The following is a 19,724-nucleotide window of genomic DNA, read 5'->3' as shown; positions in this document are numbered from 1 at the left end:
TAGCCCATCTTGGGCCGAGGGACCAAATCCCGGAACGAGAACACGAAAATATATTGCAGTTGCGCTCCGCCATATCGCGATTGCAGCGATGTGGCGACACATCCTAGAGGTGCCGGCGTCCAGACCGCAAGATTGAGGTCATTCGACCGGCAGCACGTCGACGGCGACGCCGAGCTTCTGTTTCGGCGAGCCGACGATGACGCCATCGACAGGCGAGACGTCGGAAAAGTCGCGTCCGACCGCGAGCACGATGTGGTCGTTGGCGATCAGGAGATCATTGGTCGGATCGAAATCGACCCAGCCGAGCTCAGCCCCGCACCACAGCGACACCCAGGCGTGGGTGGCGTCCGCCCCTTGCAGGCGCGGCTGGCCCGGCGGCGGAGTGGTACGTAAGTAGCCGCTGACATAGGCCGCGGGCAGACCGAGCCCGCGCAGCCCTGCGATCATCACATGGGCAAAATCCTGGCAAACGCCGTGACGCTTATCGAAGACCTCGCCGAGCGGCGTCGAAATTACCGTCGCCTTGGGATCGTAGCGAAATTCGCTGCGGATGCGATGCATGAGATCGACCGCGCCTTTGAGGATGCCCGCGCCGGGCGCAAAGCTCACCGCCGCATAGGCGCTGACCGGACGCAGCACCGGCACCAGCGGGCTCGCAAAGACATAGCCGACCGGCGAGGATGGCCCGAGACTCGTCGCCTCGAAGGCAACGTCGCGAATGGTCTCCCAGGGCGGGCTAGAGGCATCGCGCGCCGGCGGCTGTCGCGAGACGGACACACGCGAACGTGAATCGATCCTTAAGTTGCGGTGCGCAGCTTCGATCACCACGCTCTCGGTGAGCGTGCCGAAGAAATCGCGGCGGACATTGCGCTCGACCGGACGCGGTCGGATCTCGAGGTTGTGCGAGATCAGCTCCTGGCCATTGCCGCTTCTCGGCTCCAGCCGCAGCGTGCAGCGGGCGAAGCTGACCGGATTCTCATATTCGTAAGTCGTAACGTGGCGGATGTCGTAGATCACGCCAGCCCCGTCAGCTTTTCCGGCCGGCTGGCATTGGGGCCGTGCGGGAAATAGTGCTGCCCGATCGCCTCGGCGAGGCTGAGCAGATCCTGCTCCAGCGCAAACAGCATCTTGACCTCGAGCTTCTCGGCCTCCGCGGTCGCGAGCATGGCCTGCATCGCCACCGCAAGCCGCTGCGGCTGCTCGATCAGGCCGTACTCCTTCAGGCTCGGCAGCGCGGCGATGTGCTCGTTCAGCGTCGTGACCTGGAACGCCACCGAACGCGGATTGTAGGGATCGAGCACGGCGAGGTCGCGCACCGGCGCCAGGATCGGCGCCAGCAGATAGCGCGAGCGATAGGTGATCTGGCAATCCACCAGCGTCAGCAGGATGTCGAGATCCTCGTCGCCGGCCTCGTCATAGGCGAATTGACGCGTGAAGCGCGTGGTGTTGATGGCGCGCTCGACGCGGCGGCCGACGTCGAGGAAGCGCCAGCCGGCGGCGCGGTTCATGTTCTCCTGCGCGAGGCCTGCAAAGCTCGCAAGCTCCTGCAAGGTCAGTTCGGCAGCGCTCAGCACGCTGTCATCGTCCTCGACCTCGTAGGCGAGCCGCTCGGTCATCTCGGTGATGACCTGCCAGGCATCGGGCGACAGGCGCTCGCGCAACGAGGTCGCGGTGCGCTGGGCCGCGCGGACCAGCGACAGTGCCGAGCCGAGACGCGCCTCGCTCTGCAACGCTTCGGCGACGATAGGTCCGGGCGCCGCGCGCGAGGTCTGCGAGATCGCGCCCCAGGCCACCAGCAGGCGCTGGATGCGTTCGGCCGATTGCAGCGAGGCCGCGGTGCCCTTGTTGGGCCCGCTCGGCGAGCCCAGCGCGCGCACCAAGCGCAGCGTCGCCTCGGCGCGTTCCAGATAACGGCCGAGCCAGAACAGATTGTCGGCGGCGCGGCTCGGCAGCACGCCGGCGATGCGGCGGATCCGCACCTTGTCGGTCGCCGGCAGCAGCGTCGCGGTCGAGACCTGCTTGTCCGATACGACCCAGACGTCGGCGGCGCGGGCGCCGTCGCCCATCGACACCGCGCGCGCATCGGCCTGCTCGGCGATCCGGCAGAAGCCGCCGGGCATGATCACCCAGCCATCGGGCGTGGCGGCTGCGAACACGCGCAGCACGAAGGGCCGCGGCGTGAGCTGCCCGTGCTCCCACACCGGCATGGTCGAGAGCCGCACCACCTCCTGGCCGACATAGTCCATGCCCCGCGCGGTGATGGCGTCGATCAGGCGCTGGCGGTCGCTCGCATCCAACTCGCTCGCGAGCACCGGCCCCGTGCTGTCGAAGCCGGGAACGCCGCGCCGGTAGGCGCCCTCGATCGCGACCTCATCGAGCCGTGCCAGCACCTCATCGCGTGCTGCGCGCTGGCCGCACCACCAGGTGGCGATGTGCGGCATCTTCAGCTCCTCGCCGAGCAGGCGGCGGCTCAGCGCCGGCAGGAAGCCGAGCAGCGCCCGCGCTTCCGGCACGCCCGAACCCGGCATGTTGGCGACGACGACGCCGTCCTTGCGCAGCACGTCGATCAGGCCGGGAACTCCTAACCGCGAGGAGGCATCAAGCTCGAGCGGATCGAGCGAGTTGGAATCGACGCGGCGGAGCAGCACGTCGAGCCGCTTCAGGCCGGCGACAGTGCGGATGTGGATACGGCCGTCGCTGACGGCGAGATCGTCGCCCTCGACCAGGAGGAAGCCGAGATAGCGCGCCAGCGTCGCGTGTTCGAAATAGGTCTCGCTGAAACTACCCGGGGTGAGCACGCCGATGCGCGGCTCGTCGCGGTCGGCCCGCGCACGCAAGCTGTCGCGAAACGCCTCGAAGAACGGCGCGACGCGCGGCACGTTCATCGACTTGTAGAGGTCGGAGAAAGCGCGCGAGAGCACCAGGCGATTCTCCAGCGCATAGCCCGCGCCTGAGGGCGCCTGGGTGCGGTCGCCGAGCACCCACCAGCGGCCGTCGGGCCCGCGGCCGACATCGGCGGCGTAGATCGACAGATACCGCCCGCCGGGCGGCGGCACGCCGCAGACGGGACGGAGATATTCGGGACTGCCGGCGATCGCGGCCGCCGGCAGCGCGCCTTCGGCGACGAGGCGGCCCTCGCCATAGATGTCGCGCAGCACGAGCTCGAGCAGCTCGGCGCGCTGGATGATGCCGGCGGACAGCTGCTGCCAGTCGGCCTCGTCGATCAAGAGCGGCAGATGGCTGATCGACCACGGCCGGTCGGCGCTGTCGCCGGGCGCACGATAGGTGACGCCGGCCTCGCGGAGATGGCGGTCGGCCATGCCGAAGCGACGCTCGACCTCGTCCGGCGCGAGCGCGCCGAAGGCGTCGAAGAAGCGGCTCCAGACCGCGCGCGGGGCGCCGTCGGGTCCCAGGAACTCGTCGGGAATGCCGGGCAGGCGGCTATAGTCGCGGACCCATTGCGCCAGGCGGCGCTGGCCGTCACGCTGACCTTGCGCCCTGCCCGCCTGGTCGTCCTGTTCGGCTGCGCCCTCGCCCATGCGCCTCTCCCTGCCCCACCATCATACTCATTGCAGGAGCGGGGTCCGCAAGTCGAGGGTCAGCGGAAACTCATTTGTGCGTTCCTCCGGCGGCGGCTGGACCGGACCCGGGGTGTGGCCGTGGTCCTGGAAGCGCGCGAGCCGCCGCGCCTCGGCCTCATAGGTGTTGACCGGCTTGGTATCGTAGTTGCGGCCGCCGGGATGGGCGACGTGATAGACGCAGCCGCCGAGCGAGCGGCCGTTCCAGGTGTCGATCAGGTCGAAGGTCAGGGGTGCGTGGACCGGAATGGTCGGGTGCAGGCCGGAGGCCGGCTGCCAGGCCTTGAAGCGGACGCCTGCCACGGCTTCAGTCGAGCGGCCGGTCGATGTCATCGGCAGCCGGCGGCCGTTGCAGGTGACGATGTGGCGGCCCTCGATAAATCCCTCGGCCTTGACCTGAAGCCGCTCGACCGATGAGTCCACATAGCGCACCGTGCCGCCGGCCGAACCCTCCTCGCCGAGCACGTGCCAGGGCTCCAGCGCCTGGCGCAGTTCCAGCGTCACGCCGCCATGATGGACCCGGCCGAAGGCGGGGAAACGGAATTCGAGCTGGGCCAGATACCATTCCGGCTCGAAGGCATAACCGAACTGCTTCAGCTCGGTGAGCACGTCCTGAAAATCCTCCCAGATGAAATGCGGCAGCATGAAGCGGTCATGCAGCGCGGTGCCCCAGCGCACGAACTTGCCGGCCTGCGGCTCGCTCCAGAATTTTGCGATCAGCGCGCGGATCAGGAGCTGCTGCGCCAGCGACATCCGCGGATCGGGCGGCATTTCGAGCGCGCGGAATTCGACGAGGCCGAGGCGGCCGGTCGGACCTTCCGGCGAATAGAGCTTGTCGATGCAGATCTCGGCGCGGTGGGTGTTGCCGGTGATGTCGACGAGCAGATGCCGGAACAGCCGGTCCACCAGCCACAGCGGCGTCTGGGTACCCGGCGGCGGCACATGCGAGAGCGCGATCTCGAGCTCGTAGATGCTGTCGTGACGGGCTTCGTCGATGCGCGGCGCCTGGCTGGTCGGGCCGATGAACAGGCCGGAGAAGAAATAGGACAGCGCCGGATGGCGCTGCCAGTACAGCACGAGGCTCTTCAAGAGATCGGGCCGCCGCAGGAACGGCGAATCCTGTGGGCTAGAGCCGCCGACCACGATGTGATTGCCGCCGCCGGTGCCGGTGTGGCGGCCGTCGACCAGGAAGCGGTTGGCGCCGAGCCGCACCTTCGCAGCATCCTCGTAGAGACCGGTGGTGATGTCGACCGCATCGTGCCAGCTCTTCGCCGGCTGGATGTTGATCTCGATGACACCGGGATCTGGCGTCACCTTGATCACCTCGATGCGCGGATCAAACGGCGGCGGGTAGCCTTCGACATGGACCTGGAGCTGCATCTCCTCGGCGGTGTCTTCCAGCGCCGAAATCAATTCGAGATAGTCTTCGATGCGCTCGACCGGCGGCATGAAGGCGCAGAGCACGCCGTCGCGGATTTCCACGGCCATTGCAGTACGCACTGGAATTGCCGTGTTGAGATGCTCGGGGGCGGTGCGCGGCGGCGATGGCGGTCGCGCCATGCGGGTGAACACGGGAAGCCTGCCACGCGGCTCCATCGGGTCCTGCTCGACGATGTAAGGATATTGGTTCGGCGGGACGTGACCGAGCGAGCCCATCGGCAGGCGCAGGCCAAGCGGTGAATCGCCCGGTGACAGGAACAGGTGATTGCGCCGGAGCGGCCAGCGCTCGCTGCGCCAGCGCGGCGGCGCATTCCAGCGCTGGATCGGCAGCACGAAGCCGCGCGGCGTGGTAAGGCCCTGGTCGAACACGCGCGCCATCCGCGCGCGCGCTTCGGGATCTGACAATTTGGAATCGGTGGGGTCGACGTTGATCGGAAGCTCGGCTTCCTTGTGAAGCCAATAGGCCGGGTCCTCATAGGCCGGCATGATGTAGCCGAGATCGAGCCCGAGCCGCGCCGCGGTGCCTTCCATGAAGGCTTCGGCGTCCTTGACCTCCGGCCGCCTGGGATTCTCGATCCTGGCGATGAGGTCGGCGTTCTTCCAGATCGGCACGCCGTCCTTGCGCCAGTACAGGCCAAAGGCCCAGCGCGGCAGGCTCTCGCCCGGATACCATTTGCCCTGGCCGTAATGCAGCAGCCCGCCCGGCGCAAAGCGCGAGCGCAGGCGGCGGATCAAATCATCACCAAGCGCGCGCTTGGTGGGGCCGACGGCTTCGGTATTCCACTCGCCTGCCTCGAGATCGTCGACCGAGACGAAGGTCGGCTCGCCGCCCATGGTGAGCCGCACATCCTGCGCGGCGAGGTCGCCGTCGACCTGCTCGCCGAGATCGTTGAGCCGCGCCCAGGCTTCGTCGGAGAACGGCTTCGTGATGCGCGGCGCCTCGCGGATGCGCTTCACGCACATGTCGAAAGCGAACTCGACCTCGGCAAAGCCGGCGCCACCGGAGATCGGCGCGGCCGAGCGATAGTGCGGCGTCGCCGCAACCGGGATGTGCCCCTCGCCTGCGAGCATGCCGGAGGTCGCGTCAAAACCGATCCAGCCCGCGCCAGGCAGGTAAACCTCGGCCCAGGCGTGCAGATCGGTGAAATCGTTCTCCACTTCCGGCGGTCCCTCGATCGGGTCGATGTCGGGACGGATCTGAATGAGATAGCCGGAGACGAAGCGCGCGGCGAGCCCGAGATGGCGGAGCGTCTGGATCAGGAGCCACGCGGAGTCGCGGCACGAGCCGGCGCCGGAGGCGAGCGTCTCCTCCGGCGTCTGCACGCCCGGCTCCATGCGGATAATGTAGCGGATCTTCTTCTGCAGGTCGCGATTGAGCTCGACCAGGAAGTTGACGGTGTTCGGCGCTTCGTGCGGGATCGTATCGAGATATTTCGCAAACAGGCGATCGGGTTTGATGGTCTCGAGATACGGCGCAAGCTCCGTCTTCAGATCCTTCGGATAGTCGAACGGAAAACTGTCGGCATAGGGCTCGACGAAGAAGTCGAACGGATTGACCACGGTCATCTGCGTCGTGAAATCGACCTCGAATTTCAGCTCGGTCGTCTTCTCCGGGAAGACATAGCGGGCGAGCCAATTGCCTTGCGGGTCCTGCTGCCAGTTCACGAAATGATTGGATGGCGTGACCTTCAGCGAATAGCTCAGGATCGGCGTGAGCGTATGCGGCGCCGGCCGCAGGCGGATGGTCTGCGGGCCGAGATCGATCGGGCGGTCGTATTTGTAGTGCGTGACGTGGTGTAATGCGACGTAGATCGACACGGGGTGCGGTGCTCCAGCAGCTTTTTTGAGCAGAACACCTGATGTCAATGCGATCAAGCACTAACAACGGGCAGACCGTGCCTAGGAAGTATCCGCGCTACGCGGGCAGTATCGGTAGGGTGGGCAAAGCGACTTGTCCGCCGTAGCTCGAAGAGCGAAGGCGGAAGCGTGCCCACCGCTTCTGTTGCAATGTGGATCGATGGTGGGCACGGCGCAAGAGCGCCTTTGCCCACCCTACGGTTCTGCCGGTGGCTATGGGTCCGGGATCGGCGCGCGCTTTAGGACGCGCTTGTCCGGGACGACAGCGGTGGGTGGCGCAGCGTTACGCCGCCGAGGTCAGCCGCTGCAGGAACTGCGTCACCTCGCGCCGGAGCGTCTCGACCTCGCCATGGACGCGTTCGGAGGCGCTGTTGACGCGGCTCGCGACGCGGCCGGTGTCGGCGGCGGCCTCGTTGATGCCGGTGACGTTGGAGGACACCTGCGTCGTGCTGGACGAGGCCTCCTGGACGTTGCGGGCGATCTCGCGCGTCGCGGCCCCCTGCTGGTCGATCGAAGCTGCAATGCTGGCGGTGATCCCGTCGATCTCTGCGATGGTTTGCGCAATCGCCTCGACCGCCGCGACCGAGTTGCTCGTCGATTGCTGCATCTCGCCGACCTTGGCGCTGATCTCCTCGGTCGCCCTCGCAGCCTGGTTGGCGAGGCTTTTCACCTCGGACGCCACCACCGCGAAGCCGCGGCCGGCTTCGCCCGCCCGCGCCGCCTCGATCGTGGCGTTGAGCGCCAAGAGGTTGGTCTGCTCGGCGATCTCGCTGATCAGCTTGACGACGTCGCCGATCCGCAGCGCCGTCCGCGAGCGTGCGGATCTCGCTGCCGGCGCGATTGGCTTCGTTCACCGCCCGCCCCGTGCTCGTGGTCGAGCCGGCCACTTGGCGGCTGATCTCGGCGATCGAGGACGCGAGCTGTTCCGCCGCGCTCGCCACCGTCGCGACATTGTTCGAGGCTTGGTCGGACGCGCTGCGCATCCCGGACGTCTGGCGGCTGGTCGTCTCGGCCGCCGCGGCCATCTGGCCGGCGTCGGCCTCGAGATCGGTCGCGGCGCTCATCAGGCCGCCGGCGACCTGGTCGAGATGCGTGCCGAACTGCTTTGCGAGCTCTGAGATCTCGACGACGCGGCGGCCGAGGCTGTCGGTGCCGGAGTTGATCACGGAAGCCGAACGGCGGAACGAGCCGGGCAATCCGCGCGCCAGGATCTTGCGAAAATGCTTGCCGCGGCTCGCATAGTCCATCGACGCCGAAGCTTCGCGGACGAAGGCATCGGTGACGTCGAGCATGTCGTTGACCGATTTCTGAATCATTCCGATGCGGCCGGGTTGCCGATCGCCGAACGCGCGCGCTTCCAGGTCGCCATGGGCGGCCTTGCGGCATACCTCCGCGACCTCTTCGATCGCAGCCAGCGAACGGCGCTGGCTCCAGACCGTGTAGCCGAGCAGCAGCACGATGGCGCCGAGCAGCGCAGCGGCCGGAGCAGCAGTCAATGCGCCCGCAATCGACAACGTGAGGACAACGACGGCGAGCAGGCAGGCAAGGCCAGCAGCGGCTTGCGCCTTAGAGAGAGAGCACAAATTCATCGTAGGCGACACCGTTTTGCTTGAGCAGGCCGACCATCATCTCGAAGCTCGCGCGCATGCCGTTCTTGGCATTGGCGTGGCGCGCCTCTTCGGCGCATAGCGCCTTGTAGATCGGCTTGATGCGCTCGATCTGCGCAGGATCGGGTTTGCGGCGGTTGGAGTGGTAGCCGATGATATTGCCGCGATCGTCCAGCGTCGGGGTGACGTGAGCAAACACCCAATAATGGCTGCCGTCTTTGGCGAGATTGACGACGTAGGCGAAGATTTCCTGCCTGGCCTCGAGCGTATCCCACAACAGCTTGAAGACGCAGCGCGGCATGTCGGGGTGGCGGATCAGGCTATGGGGAGCGCCCATCAGCTCGGCATAGCTGTACTTCGCCATGCGGAGGAAAACGTCGTTGGCGTAGGTGATGCGGCCCTTGAGATCAGTCTTCGATACGATCAGCTCCTGCTCCCCGAGGAGATTTTCCACGCCGGTCGGCCGTATCGCACGCGTCATCGTTGACGAATCCTCACGAAGGGCGAATGCCCCGAGTGAGTGGAGCTCGCATCTCTCCAGAACTACGGCGAGAGATGTTAATCAGGCGTGACCACGGGAACCAGCGCGATCACTTGACGCCTCCGTATCATTACCTAGGTGCGTCGCCGTGCAGTGTTTAGCTACCGCCGGCGCACGATGAGGAGATTACATCGTCGCCCCTAACACCCACGGCGCGAACTCGGCGCCGCCGAAATCGAAGCTCTCGCTCTTGGTCGGCTGTCCCGAGGCGGTCTTGAGGATGAGTTCGAAGATGCGCTGGCCGCAACTCTCGACGCTCTCCTCGCCTTCGAGGATGGTGCCGCAATTGACGTCCATGTCCTCTTCCATGCGCTTGTACATGGGCGTGTTGGTGGCAAGCTTGATCGACGGCGCCGGCTTGCAGCCAAACACGCTGCCGCGCCCGGTGGTGAAGCAGACGAGATTGGCGCCGCCTGCCACTTGGCCGGTCGCCGCGACCGGATCGTAGCCGGGCGTGTCCATGAACACGAAACCCTTCTTGGTGACGGGCTCGGCGTAGCGCAGCACCTCGACGAGATTGGTGGTGCCGGCCTTCGCCATCGCGCCGAGCGACTTTTCCAGGATGGTGGTGAGGCCGCCGGCCTTGTTGCCGGGGCTTGGATTGGCGTTCATCTCGGCGCCTTCGCGCTCGGTATACGCGTCCCACCAGCGCATGAGGTCGACCAGCTTCTCGCCGACCTCGTGGCTGACGGCGCGGCGCGTCAGCAGATGCTCGGCACCGTAGGTCTCGGGCGTCTCCGAGAGGATCACGGTGCCGCCGTGACGAACAATGAGATCGCTCGCCGCACCCAATGCCGGATTGGCAGACACGCCGGAATAACCGTCCGAGCCGCCGCATTGCAGGGCTACCGTGAGCTCGCTTGCCGGCACCGTTTCGCGCTTGACCTTGTTCGCGTCAGCGAGCGCCTCGCGCACGAAGGCGATGCCCGCCTCCACCGTCTTGCGGGTGCCGCCGACCTCCTGGATGTCCATCGCGCGCAAGCGGCCGGCGAGCTTCTGCTCTTCCATCAGGCCGCCGATCTGATTCACCTCGCAGCCGAGGCCGAGCACGATGACGTGGGAGAAATTGACGTGCCGCGCATAGCCGCCGAGCGTGCGGCGCAGCAGCGCCAGAGGCTCGTTCTGCGTCATGCCGCAGCCGGTCTTGTGGGTCAGCGCGACCACGCCATCGACATTGGAGAAGTCGGCCAGCGGATTGTCGCCGGTGAAGGGATTCTTCTTGAAGACGTCGGCGACGAGGCTCGCGACATGCGCGCTGCAATTCACCGAGGTGAGGATGCCGATATAGTTGCGCGTGGCGACGCGGCCGTCAGGGCGGCGGATGCCCTCGAAGGTCGCGGGCAGGTCGAAGTTCGGCGTCGGCTTGACGTCGGCGCAATAGGCATAGTCCTTGGCGAAATCGCCCATGCCGCAGTTCTGCGTGTGCACGTGCTGGCCCGGCGCGATGGCCTGGGTGGCAAAACCGATGATCTGGCCGTAGCGCTTGACCGGTTCGCCCAACGCGATCGGCTTGATCGCGACCTTATGGCCGGAGGGAATGCGGTCGATCGTGGTCACGCCGTCGGCGACCACCGTTCCGGGCGGCAGGCTCGCGCGCGCGATCACCACGCCATCATCAGGATGCAGGCGGATGACGGGGCTGATGGTCATGGGTATCTCCTTCGGTCTTACTTCACCTCTCCCCGCTCTTACGGGGAGAGGTCGGATCGCGTTTGGCGATGCGAAGCATCGTCCAATGCGATCCGGGTGAGGGACGAGCTGCGCGCTCGATCGTTAGATTAGTCCGTGTTGAGAGAGGCCCCTCACCCTAACCCTCTCCCCGTAAGAACGGGGAGAGGGAAAGGAGAGAGATCAGGCCTTGCCGCCCGACTCCTTGCGGGTCGCATTCACCTGCATCTTGGCGTAGGTCGTCATCAGGCCGACCTCGTTCGAGAGCGTCACCAGCTTGAAGCCCATGTTGATGGCGCGCGCTGCGCCTTCGGCGCCGCTGCAATGGATGCCCGGGTTGAGGCCGCGCTTGCCGCACTCCTTGATGATCTTCTCATAGATCGCGAGGATCTCCGGCTCGCTGCGATCGAGCTTGGGCTCGAGGCCGTAGGAGAAGCCGAGATCGGACGGACCGATATAGACGCCGTCGATGCCTTCGACGTCCAGGATCGCTTCCATGTTCTCGACCGCGGTCCTCGTCTCCATCATCGGCAGCAGCACGATCTCGTCGTTGGCCGTCTTCTGGTAGGAGCCTGCGGTGCCGTACATGCCGGCGCGGATCGGACCGTTGGAGCGAACGCCCTTCGGCGGATATTTCGAATAGGAGACGAGGTTCCTGGCTTCCTGCGGCGTGTTGACCATCGGGCAGATCACGCCATAGGCGCCGCCGTCGAGCACCTTGCCGATGATGCCGGGCTCGTTCCAGGGCACGCGGACCATCGGCGTGATCGGATGCTTGTCCATGGCCTGGAAGCACTGGACCATCGACAGATAGTCCTGCACGCCGTGCTGCATGTCGACGGTGACGCTGTCGAAGCCGCATTGCGCGATCATCTCGGCCGAGAAGCCGGAGGGAATTGCGAGCCACGCGTTGACCACGGCCTTGCCCGACTTCCAGATCTCTTTGACTTTGTTCGCCACGTTGCCTTCCTTCTTTGTTGTTTGGACCGTCGTCACCATGACGAGCGCCGCGACAAGGCGATGCCGTTATTACCGCGAACTCGAGCGCCGCGCTACGCTCGCGATAACGCAAGATGTCATCCGACAAGAGGGGCGCCATCCGTCCCGGCGCCGACTTTCTAGCGATCGGCTTGGGCGGCACTTTGAGCGAAAAAACGCGGCTATGTCCATGGCTGTTGCCGCGCGCTCGCGCATATCTGCTTTCACTCCTCGGCACTTGCCTCCTCGCCGGCGCCGAGGCCTGCGAGACTCTGCTCGAGCTCGCCAAGCATGTCCTGCAACTCGGCGAGCTTGCGCGCGCCAAAGCGTCGCGTGATCTCGGTATAGATCGCCTCCGACGTCGGCGCCACGGAGGCCATCAGCTTCACGCCCTCTTTCGAGATCGAGACCATGCTGCGGCGCTGGTCCGCTTTCGCGGTCTTGCGCTCGATCAGATTGCGGGCCTCGAGGTCGCGCAGGATGCGTGACAGGCTCGGCCCGAGCAGAAACGCCGTGCGCGCGAGTTCCGTGACCTCGACCGCCTCGATGGCCGCGAGCGCGCGCAGGATGCGCCATTGCTGCTCGGTCAACCCGTGCTCGCGCAGCGAGGGGCGGAATTGCCGCATCACCGCCTCGCGCGCCCGTAGCAACGACATCGGCAGCGAGCGCGAGAAGTCGCGCATCGGCACCTGGCGCGCGGCAGGCGCGCTTCCGTTGGCGGGATCAGCGGATTTCTTCGTCATGACGCCCTTTCAAGCCGCAAAATGTTTGCAGTGCAGCAAGCCCAATTTGTGTTTGACGCATTCACTTAACATGTTAAGCATCTCCGGGCACCACGATTTGAAAGACAAATGGCGCTTTCCACCGACGATATCCAAGCTTGCGCGAGGCGTCTGCACCAGGCGGAGAAGACCCGCACGCAGATCCGGCAGCTCTCGCAGGGTTTCCCTGACATCACCATTGCCGATGCCTACGCGATTCAGAAGGCCTGGGTCGACGTCAAGATCGCGGAGGGGCGCATCGTCAAAGGCCACAAGATCGGCCTGACCTCGAAGGCGATGCAGAACGCGCTCAATATCGATGAGCCGGATTCCGGCGTGCTGCTCGACGACATGTTCTTTGCCGACGGCGGCATCATTCCGACCGAGCGCTTCATCGCAACGCGCGTGGAAGCGGAGCTCGCCTTCGTCATGAGCAAGCGCCTCGCAGGACCCGACTGCACGATGTTCGACGTGCTCAACGCGACCGACTTCGTAGTGCCCGCGCTGGAGATTTTGGACACGCGGATCGAGCGCGTCGATCCCAAGACCAAGGCGACGCGAAAGATTTTCGACACCATCGCCGACAATGCGGCCAATGCCGGCATCGTGCTCGGCGGACGGCCGATCCGGCCGCTGGAGGCCGATTTACGTTGGATCGGCGCGCTCTGCTTCAAGAACGGCCAGCTCGAGGAAACCGGTCTTGCCGCCGGCGTGCTCAATCATCCCGCAACCGCGGTGGCCTGGCTCGCCAACAAGATCGCGCCGCTTGGGCTAGCGCTGGAGCCCGGACAGGTCGTGCTCGCCGGCTCCTTCATCCGCCCGATCGAGACCCGCAAGGGCGACACAATTCAGGCCGACTATGGCGGCTACGGCTCGGTGAGCTGCTACTTCGCTTAGGCGAACAAGAAGACAGGGTGAAACCGCGATGCCGCATTTCACGATCGAATATTCGGCCAATCTCGATGGCCGCCTCGACATGGGCCTGGTATGCGAAGTCGTGCGCAAGGCGGCGGTCGAGACCGGGATCTTCCCGCTCGGCGGCATCCGCGTTCGCGCCGTCAAGTGCGAGCATTACGCGATCGCGGATGCGCGGCAAGAATACGGCTTTCTCGACATGGTGCTGCGCATCGGCGAGGGCCGCGACCTCAAGACGCGTCAGAAGGCCGGCGAGCACGTCTTCCAGGCGCTCTCCAGACATCTCGATCCCGTCTTCGCGGCCAGCAAGTTTGCCTTGTCGTTCGACATGCAGATCAACGACAAGGACACGAGCTGGAAGCGCAACAACATCCATGACGCCCTGAAAGCGGAGGCGCAGCCCGGCTGACGTTCCCATTCCCTGCCCTGGCAGGGACATCTCGACCTTTGCCACACTCGCATTTGGGAACGTGATCGACGTCGAAGCCGAGGGCATCGCAAGCATGCGCAACTGCGTCGTCGATGAAGCCCGGACAACACTCGAAGTGGAATAGCACCATGACCACCCTCACCGGCGGCGAAGCGATCGTAAGCGGCCTCGTTGCTCACGGAGTCGACACCGTCTTCGGCCTGCCCGGCGCGCAGGTCTACGGCCTATTCGACGCTTTCCATCAGGCCCAGCTCAAGGTGATCGGCGCGCGGCACGAGCAGGCCTGCGGCTACATGGCCTTCGGTTATGCGCGCTCCAGCGGCAGGCCCGGCGTGTTCAGCGTGGTGCCCGGCCCCGGCGTGCTCAACGCCAGCGCGGCGCTGCTCACCGCCTTCGGCTGTAACGAGCCGGTGCTCTGCGTCACCGGCCAGGTGCCGACGCCATTTTTGGGAAAGGGCCGCGGCCATCTGCATGAGATGCCGGACCAGCTCGCGACCGTGCGGACCTATGTGAAATGGGCCGATCGCATCGAATATCCCGGCAACGCGCCGACGGTCGTCGCGCGCGCGTTCCAGGAGATGACCTCCGGCCGCCGCGGGCCTGCTTCTGTCGAGATGCCCTGGGACGTTTTCACCCAACGCGCCGACACGGCGGCCGCACAGGTGCTGGAACCGCTGCCTGCGCCGCAGCCCGATCCTGACCTGATCAAGCAGGCCGCCGCGCTGATCAAGACCAGCAAGGCGCCGATGATTTTCGTCGGCAGCGGCGCCATCGACGCGCGCAAGGAGATCCTCGAACTCGCCGAGATGATCGATGCGCCCGTCGTTGCCTTCCGCAGCGGCCGCGGCATCGTCTCCAACGCGCACGAGCTCGGACTCACCATGGCCGCCGCCTACAAGCTGTGGCCCACGACCGATTTGATGATCGCAATCGGCACCCGCGCGGAGCTGCCGGCCTCGGGCTTCCGCTGGCCCTATCAGCCGAAGGGACTGAAATCTGTCAGGATCGACATCGATCCGGCCGAGATGCGCCGGCTCGCTTCCGATACCGCTATTGTCGCCGACGCGAAGACCGGCACAGCCGATCTCGTCGCAGCCGTGAAGAAGGCCGGCTATGCGCGAAGCCGCGGCCGGCGCGGAGACATCCGCGAGGCCACCGCAACCACGCAAGCGGAGATCCAGCGCATCCAGCCGCAGATGGCGTATCTCAACATCCTGCGCGAGGTGCTGCCGGCAAATGCGATCGTGACAGATGAATTGTCGCAGTTCGGCTTCGCCTCCTGGTACGGCTTTCCGGTCTATGAGCCGCGCACCTTCATCACGTCAGGCTATCAGGGCACGCTCGGCTCCGGCTTTCCGACTGCGCTCGGCGCCAAGGTCGCCAACCCCGACAAGCCGGTGGTGGCGATCACCGGCGACGGCGGCTTCATGTTCGGCGTGCAGGAGCTCTCGACCGCCGTGCAGTTCAACATCGGCGTGGTGACGCTGGTGTTCAACAACAACGCCTATGGCAATGTCCGCCGCGACCAGCGCGAACGCTTTGACGGCCGCGTGGTGGCGTCGGATCTCGTCAATCCGGATTTCGTCAAGCTCGCCGAATCCTTCGGCGTTGCGGCTGCGCGCCTCACCGCACCGGACCAGTTCAAGGCGGCGATGGAGAAGGCGCTCGCCCATGGCGGGCCCTATCTGATCTCGGTCGAGGTGACGCGGGACTCCGAAGTCAGTCCGTGGGCGTTCATTCACCCGCCGAAGCCGTAAGCGTCAGCGCGTCCTGCGGAAGGTCAAATTGATCCGCTTCCGCCCGAGCAGCGCATGTTCGCCGTCGGCGAGCGGCGCAACGCCGTGATAAGCGAGCCTGCTAGCCCCGCCCCAGACCACGACGTCGCCATGCACCAGGCGGAAGCGGCGCGGCTTATCGCTGCGCGCCAGGCCGCCGAACAGGAAAGTCGCGGACAGGCCGAGCGAGACCGAGACGATCGGGGCCGAATAGTCGAGCTCGTCCTTGTCCTGATGCAGCGACAGCCGCGTGCCGGGCTCGTAGCGGTTGACGAGGCAGGCATCGGGCGCGAAGTCTTTGAAGCCGCCCTGCTCCGCCGCCCGGCGGGCGAGAGCCCGAAACACGGGCGGCATCGCGGGCCAAGACGCGCCAGTTCGCGGATCGATTGGATCATAGCGATAGCCGGTGTGATCGGTGATCCAGCCGCGCTCGCCGCAATTGGTCATGGCCACCGACATCTGGTAGCCGCCGGGCGTCGTCATGCGCCGGAACGGCGATTGCGCCACGATGGCGCGCACGGCTTCGAGCAGCTCGCTCTCGATCGGCTTGACGAAGCCGCGCAGCAGCACGGCGCCGTCGGCGATCTCCTCGCGCGATGGCTGCGCCTCGGCGACGCTGTCGAACAGATCACCCATCAATCGCAGCGCTCATTTGGCATCATGAAAAATCACACCCAGCGTGTGGCGCTGGCCGGACCTGATACGGCTGACGCCATGGCGGAGATTAACGCGGTAGGTGCCGCGTGTCCCCTGCACCGGCCGGTGATGCACGGCAAAGGCCACCGCATCGCCCTGTGCCAGCGGCACCACCTCGGCGCGGGACTGCATGCGTGGCCGTTGCTCGGTCAGCACGAACTCGCCGCCGGTGAAATCGCGCCCAGGCTCTGACAGCAGGATCGCGACCTGGATCGGGAACACGTGCTCGCCATAGAGATCCTGATGCAGGCAATTGTAGTCGCCAGCCTCATATTGCAGCAGCAGCGGCGTCGGCCGGCTCTGGCCGGCCTCGTGGCAGCGCTTCAGGAAAGCTGCGTGCGCGGCGGGATAGCGGATGTCGATCCCCATCGCCTCGTTCCAGCGGTTGGCGACGCCCTGAAGATGCGCATAGAGCGCCGGACGCATCTGCGCGATCAAGTCGGGGAGTGGATAGGAGAAATATTTGTACTCGCCTCGGCCAAAGCCGTGGCGGCCCATGACGATGCGGCTGCGGAAGTGTGTGTCGTCGGGATAGAGGGCGGTCACGGCGCGGCATTGGTCCGGCGTGAGCAGGTTCTTCAGGACGGCGCAGCCCTGGCTGTCGAGTTCAGCGGTGATCTGCGGCCAGTCGAGGATGTCGACGTGGGAGGCAATGTCGACGGATAGCTTAGGGGCTGATTTGCGTGCTGTTGCTGTCATGGCTACGACTCTCGCAATATGCCGCCCTCCGCCGCCACCCGATTTCCGACTATCTTCCCGTCATTGCGAGGAGCCCTTGCGACGAAGCAATCCAGAGTCCCTCCGCGGAACCAGTCTGGATTGCTTCGCTTCGCTCGCAATGACGATGGAGAGCTATCAACCCAGCACCGGGAGCGTCACCACGTCATAGCCGTGCTTGATCGTGCGCTTCAGCACGGGATCCTCCAGCTCGAAATCGAAGCGGCCGGCGGGGCGGATGCCGCCCTTGGCGGCGAAGGTGCCGCCGAACATGGCGCAGCCGTCGGGCAGCTTCCCGCCCGGAAAGCCGCGCGTGATGAGGTCAGGGACCGGGAGCATCGCATCGAGCGTGCCCTCCTGGTAGAGCACGCGCTCGCCGTTGATCGTGGCGTAGGATCGCAAAATCATCCTGTCCCAATGGCCGATGACGTCCTCGAGCTCCCACAGCGTGGAGGCGATCGGCTTGTCGCACATCTGCTTTGAGACCGTGACGCTATAGGCCTCGACCTTGCGGTCGGTGTGATCGGAGCCGCAGCCGACGAAGATGCGGCCCTGCCAGCCGATCAGCACGAACTCGACCTCGCCGGACGACTCGCCGCCGGTACATTCGATGCGGTCTTCCATCGTCAGCCGCCGCGCCGAGGCGCGGTAGTAGATCGGCGTCGAGGCCGGAGGGGCGATGCCCATCTCTTGCAGCTCGGCGATGTGCTTGTCGCGCGCGACAGGATCGCGGCCGGTCCAGCCGGCGATGACGACCTGGTCGATCGCCAGCGTCAGCGGCGTCGTGGTGTCCTGGGCGTCGACGGTGAAAGTCAGGTCAAACACGGATCACGGCCTCCATGCCGACAGCAAGTTCGAAGATACGGCGGTCGGATCCGCCGGCGCCGGCCAGCATCAGGCCGACGGGAACGGCGCCCTGACGATGCGCAGGCAGCGAGATGGCGCAGCCGTCGATCATGTTGATCAGGGTGCAATTGCGCAGGGCACGCAGGTTCTGGGTGGTGAACGCCTTGTCGTCGGCGAGATCGGCAATCTTCGGCGGCGTGTTGGCGGTGGTGGGCAGCACCAGGGCGTCATAGGGCGCGATGCGTGCATTGACGCGGGCGATCAGCGAGCGGCGCTCGTTGAGCAGATCGATGTAGTCGGCCGCGCTCTGCGCCTCGCCGCGCATGATGCGGACAGCGACGCGTGGATCGTAGACATCGCCCTTGGACGTGATGAGATAGCGGTGCCAGGCATAGCTCTCGGCCGCGGCAAAGCCGCCCTTGGCGTTCATCGGGCCGATGTCGTGGAATTCAGCCATCTCGATGCGCTCGATGATGGCGCCGTGATCGGCGAGCGCCTTCAGCGCGCGCTCGAAGGTTTCAGAGACGGCTGTGTCGAGGTCGTCGAGCGCGATCGTGGTCGGCACGGCGAGCCGCATGCCCTTTACGGGGCGCGGCTTCACCGCGGTGATCGGCTCGTTGGCGAGCACCGCATCGAGTATGGCACAGCAACTGACCGATCGCGCCAGCGGGCCGATGCTGTCGAGCGACAACGACAGCGGCACAGAGCCGTCGAGCGGCACACGGCGCTGCGTCGGCTTGTAGCCGACGATACCGTTGAAGGCGGCCGGAATCCGACAGGAACCGCCGGTATCGGTGCCGAGCGCGCCATGCGCCATGCCGTCGAGCACGGACACTGCCGCGCCCGAGGACGAGCCGCCGGGGACGTGGCCCTCCGCCCGGTTCCAGGCGCCTTTCGGCGTGCCGTAATGCGGATTGATGCCGATGCCGGAATAGGCGAACTCGGTCATGTTGGTTCGCCCGATCACGACGAAGCCGGCGCCGCGCAGCCGCGCAACCGCCGCCGCGTCGTGCTCCGCCGGATCGGAATCGTCGAGCGCACGGGAGCCGGCGCGCGTCGTCTGCCCCTTGATGTCGAAGAGATCCTTGATCGAGATCGGAATACCGGCATAGCGCGATGGCGCGGCCTTGGCCTTGCGCAAGCCGTCCATCGCGTCCGCCGCCGCGAGCGCGGCGTCCTTGTCGACATGTATGAAGGCGCGTTGGCCCTCACCGGTGGGATCGGCGATCCTGGCAAGGCACGCCTCGACCAGCTTGCGGGAGGTGGTGCGGCCACTTTCGAGGTCTTCGGCGAGCTTCGCCAGCGTCGGAAAATCGGGCATGTCTGTCTCACGGAATATTGGCGCGCGCAATCTATAGCGCCGGCTCAGTTCGACACAAGTATTGTGCGCATGATGGCATGCATGTGCATTGCTGGACCGTTGACGCACTATAGTCGATTGTCGCATCAAGATCGAAACAGGCGGGCGCGAAGCCTGTCTCTTGGGAGGAGCTGCCGATATGGCCGAACCGCAGCGCGCGCGACCGAAACCAACGCCGGAAACCCAGCATTTCTGGGACGGCACGAAAGTCGGCGAATTGCGCCTGCAGCGCTGCGACGCCTGCGCGCATGTCTACTTCCCGCCGCGCCCGTTCTGCCCTTCCTGCGCCTCGCGCAAGGTCTCGGTGTTCAAGGCGAGCGGCAAGGGCTTTCTTTACAGCTACGTGATCAACCATCGTCCCGCTGCGCCCGGATTCACGCCGCCCTACGCGATCGCGGTGGTCGAGCTCGCCGAGGGGCCGCGGATGATGAGCAACATCATCGACTGCCCGCAGACGCCGGAGGCGCTCGAGCTCGACATGAAGCTCGAGGTCGCCTTTGAGAAACTCGACGACAAGATCACCCTCCCCGTCTTCCGTCCGGCGAAGGGGTAAGC

General features: G+C 65.7%; 15 protein-coding genes and 1 pseudogene. 4 read left to right on the top strand and 12 right to left on the bottom strand.

Annotated elements, in window-relative coordinates; genetic code table 11:
* Positions 1-138 precede the first annotated feature (138 nt).
* The 8 genes and pseudogenes from LRP30_RS12745 to hpaR form a co-directional block, all read right to left on the bottom strand.
* On the bottom strand, positions 139-1,017 hold the full coding sequence (locus LRP30_RS12745; protein WP_128939006.1) for a transglutaminase family protein: 879 nt from the start codon (positions 1,015-1,017) through the stop codon (positions 139-141).
* Positions 1,014-3,539 (bottom strand): circularly permuted type 2 ATP-grasp protein, encoded by a 2,526-nt coding sequence (locus LRP30_RS12740; RefSeq protein WP_249760532.1) that lies wholly within the window; start codon positions 3,537-3,539, stop codon positions 1,014-1,016. The genes LRP30_RS12745 and LRP30_RS12740 overlap by 4 nt, the downstream gene beginning before the upstream one ends.
* Before the next feature lie 27 nt (positions 3,540-3,566).
* A complete protein-coding gene (locus tag LRP30_RS12735; RefSeq protein ID WP_249760531.1) occupies positions 3,567-6,836 on the bottom strand; it encodes a transglutaminase family protein in 3,270 nt (1,089 codons plus the stop codon).
* 322 nt (positions 6,837-7,158) lie between these two features.
* Positions 7,159-8,464 (bottom strand): annotated as a pseudogene (locus tag LRP30_RS45185) (methyl-accepting chemotaxis protein).
* The gene (locus tag LRP30_RS12715) at positions 8,442-8,963 is read right to left on the bottom strand and encodes a PAS domain-containing protein (protein ID WP_249760528.1); all 522 of its coding nucleotides are present in this window, start codon (positions 8,961-8,963) and stop codon (positions 8,442-8,444) included. The pseudogene LRP30_RS45185 and the gene LRP30_RS12715 overlap by 23 nt, the downstream one beginning before the upstream one ends.
* Before the next feature lie 186 nt (positions 8,964-9,149).
* Complete coding sequence (locus LRP30_RS12710) at positions 9,150-10,673, bottom strand: altronate dehydratase family protein (RefSeq protein ID WP_249760527.1); 1,524 nt, start codon at positions 10,671-10,673, stop codon at positions 9,150-9,152.
* A 201-nt stretch (positions 10,674-10,874) separates the two neighbouring features.
* Positions 10,875-11,651: an aldolase/citrate lyase family protein gene (locus LRP30_RS12705; protein ID WP_028179613.1), complete on the bottom strand. Its 777-nt coding sequence runs from the start codon at positions 11,649-11,651 to the stop codon at positions 10,875-10,877.
* A 242-nt stretch (positions 11,652-11,893) separates the two neighbouring features.
* Entirely contained in the window at positions 11,894-12,412 is a 519-nt protein-coding gene (gene hpaR / locus LRP30_RS12700) for a homoprotocatechuate degradation operon regulator HpaR (RefSeq protein ID WP_091897419.1), read from the bottom strand.
* A gap of 108 nt (positions 12,413-12,520) precedes the next feature.
* Between hpaR and hpaH the strand changes: the two genes are divergently transcribed.
* From hpaH to LRP30_RS12685, 3 genes are all read left to right on the top strand, one after another.
* Complete coding sequence (gene hpaH, locus LRP30_RS12695; protein WP_249760526.1) at positions 12,521-13,327, top strand: 2-oxo-hept-4-ene-1,7-dioate hydratase; 807 nt, start codon at positions 12,521-12,523, stop codon at positions 13,325-13,327.
* Positions 13,328-13,355: 28 nt separating this feature from the next.
* Positions 13,356-13,754 (top strand): 5-carboxymethyl-2-hydroxymuconate Delta-isomerase, encoded by a 399-nt coding sequence (locus LRP30_RS12690; protein ID WP_128935030.1) that lies wholly within the window; start codon positions 13,356-13,358, stop codon positions 13,752-13,754.
* A 149-nt stretch (positions 13,755-13,903) separates the two neighbouring features.
* Positions 13,904-15,532 carry a thiamine pyrophosphate-dependent enzyme gene (locus LRP30_RS12685; protein ID WP_249760525.1) on the top strand — a complete coding sequence of 543 codons (1,629 nt, stop codon included), beginning with the start codon at positions 13,904-13,906 and terminating at the stop codon, positions 15,530-15,532.
* A gap of 3 nt (positions 15,533-15,535) precedes the next feature.
* Here the strand turns inward: LRP30_RS12685 and alkB are convergent, their stop codons facing one another.
* From alkB to LRP30_RS12665, 4 genes are all read right to left on the bottom strand, one after another.
* Complete coding sequence (alkB, locus tag LRP30_RS12680; protein WP_206734796.1) at positions 15,536-16,189, bottom strand: DNA oxidative demethylase AlkB; 654 nt, start codon at positions 16,187-16,189, stop codon at positions 15,536-15,538.
* A 9-nt stretch (positions 16,190-16,198) separates the two neighbouring features.
* A complete protein-coding gene (locus tag LRP30_RS12675; protein ID WP_128944849.1) occupies positions 16,199-16,945 on the bottom strand; it encodes a 2OG-Fe(II) oxygenase in 747 nt (248 codons plus the stop codon).
* 156 nt (positions 16,946-17,101) lie between these two features.
* Entirely contained in the window at positions 17,102-17,788 is a 687-nt protein-coding gene (locus tag LRP30_RS12670; protein WP_249760524.1) for a DUF2848 domain-containing protein, read from the bottom strand.
* The gene (locus tag LRP30_RS12665; RefSeq protein WP_249760523.1) at positions 17,781-19,130 is read right to left on the bottom strand and encodes an amidase; all 1,350 of its coding nucleotides are present in this window, start codon (positions 19,128-19,130) and stop codon (positions 17,781-17,783) included. The genes LRP30_RS12670 and LRP30_RS12665 overlap by 8 nt, the downstream gene beginning before the upstream one ends.
* A 178-nt stretch (positions 19,131-19,308) precedes the next feature.
* On the opposite strand from LRP30_RS12665, the gene LRP30_RS12660 reads away from it, so the two are divergent.
* On the top strand, positions 19,309-19,722 hold the full coding sequence (locus tag LRP30_RS12660; protein ID WP_091897396.1) for an OB-fold domain-containing protein: 414 nt from the start codon (positions 19,309-19,311) through the stop codon (positions 19,720-19,722).
* Positions 19,723-19,724 lie beyond the last annotated feature (2 nt).

It is taken from the genome of Bradyrhizobium sp. C-145 (genome assembly GCF_023375135.1).
Classification (GTDB): domain Bacteria; phylum Pseudomonadota; class Alphaproteobacteria; order Rhizobiales; family Xanthobacteraceae; genus Bradyrhizobium; species Bradyrhizobium zhanjiangense.
This window is presented reverse-complemented; position numbering and strand designations above follow the sequence as displayed.

Coding starts and splice junctions, on each gene's coding strand:
- LRP30_RS12740 (WP_249760532.1), bottom strand. CDS start 3,539: ATGGGCGAGGGCGCAGCCGAACAGGACGACCAGGCGGGCAGGGCGCAA.
- LRP30_RS12715 (WP_249760528.1), bottom strand. CDS start 8,963: ATGACGCGTGCGATACGGCCGACCGGCGTGGAAAATCTCCTCGGGGAG.
- LRP30_RS12710 (WP_249760527.1), bottom strand. CDS start 10,673: ATGACCATCAGCCCCGTCATCCGCCTGCATCCTGATGATGGCGTGGTG.
- hpaR (WP_091897419.1), bottom strand. CDS start 12,412: ATGACGAAGAAATCCGCTGATCCCGCCAACGGAAGCGCGCCTGCCGCG.
- hpaH (WP_249760526.1), top strand. CDS start 12,521: ATGGCGCTTTCCACCGACGATATCCAAGCTTGCGCGAGGCGTCTGCAC.
- LRP30_RS12690 (WP_128935030.1), top strand. CDS start 13,356: ATGCCGCATTTCACGATCGAATATTCGGCCAATCTCGATGGCCGCCTC.
- LRP30_RS12685 (WP_249760525.1), top strand. CDS start 13,904: ATGACCACCCTCACCGGCGGCGAAGCGATCGTAAGCGGCCTCGTTGCT.
- LRP30_RS12675 (WP_128944849.1), bottom strand. CDS start 16,945: ATGACAGCAACAGCACGCAAATCAGCCCCTAAGCTATCCGTCGACATT.
- LRP30_RS12665 (WP_249760523.1), bottom strand. CDS start 19,130: ATGCCCGATTTTCCGACGCTGGCGAAGCTCGCCGAAGACCTCGAAAGT.
- LRP30_RS12660 (WP_091897396.1), top strand. CDS start 19,309: ATGGCCGAACCGCAGCGCGCGCGACCGAAACCAACGCCGGAAACCCAG.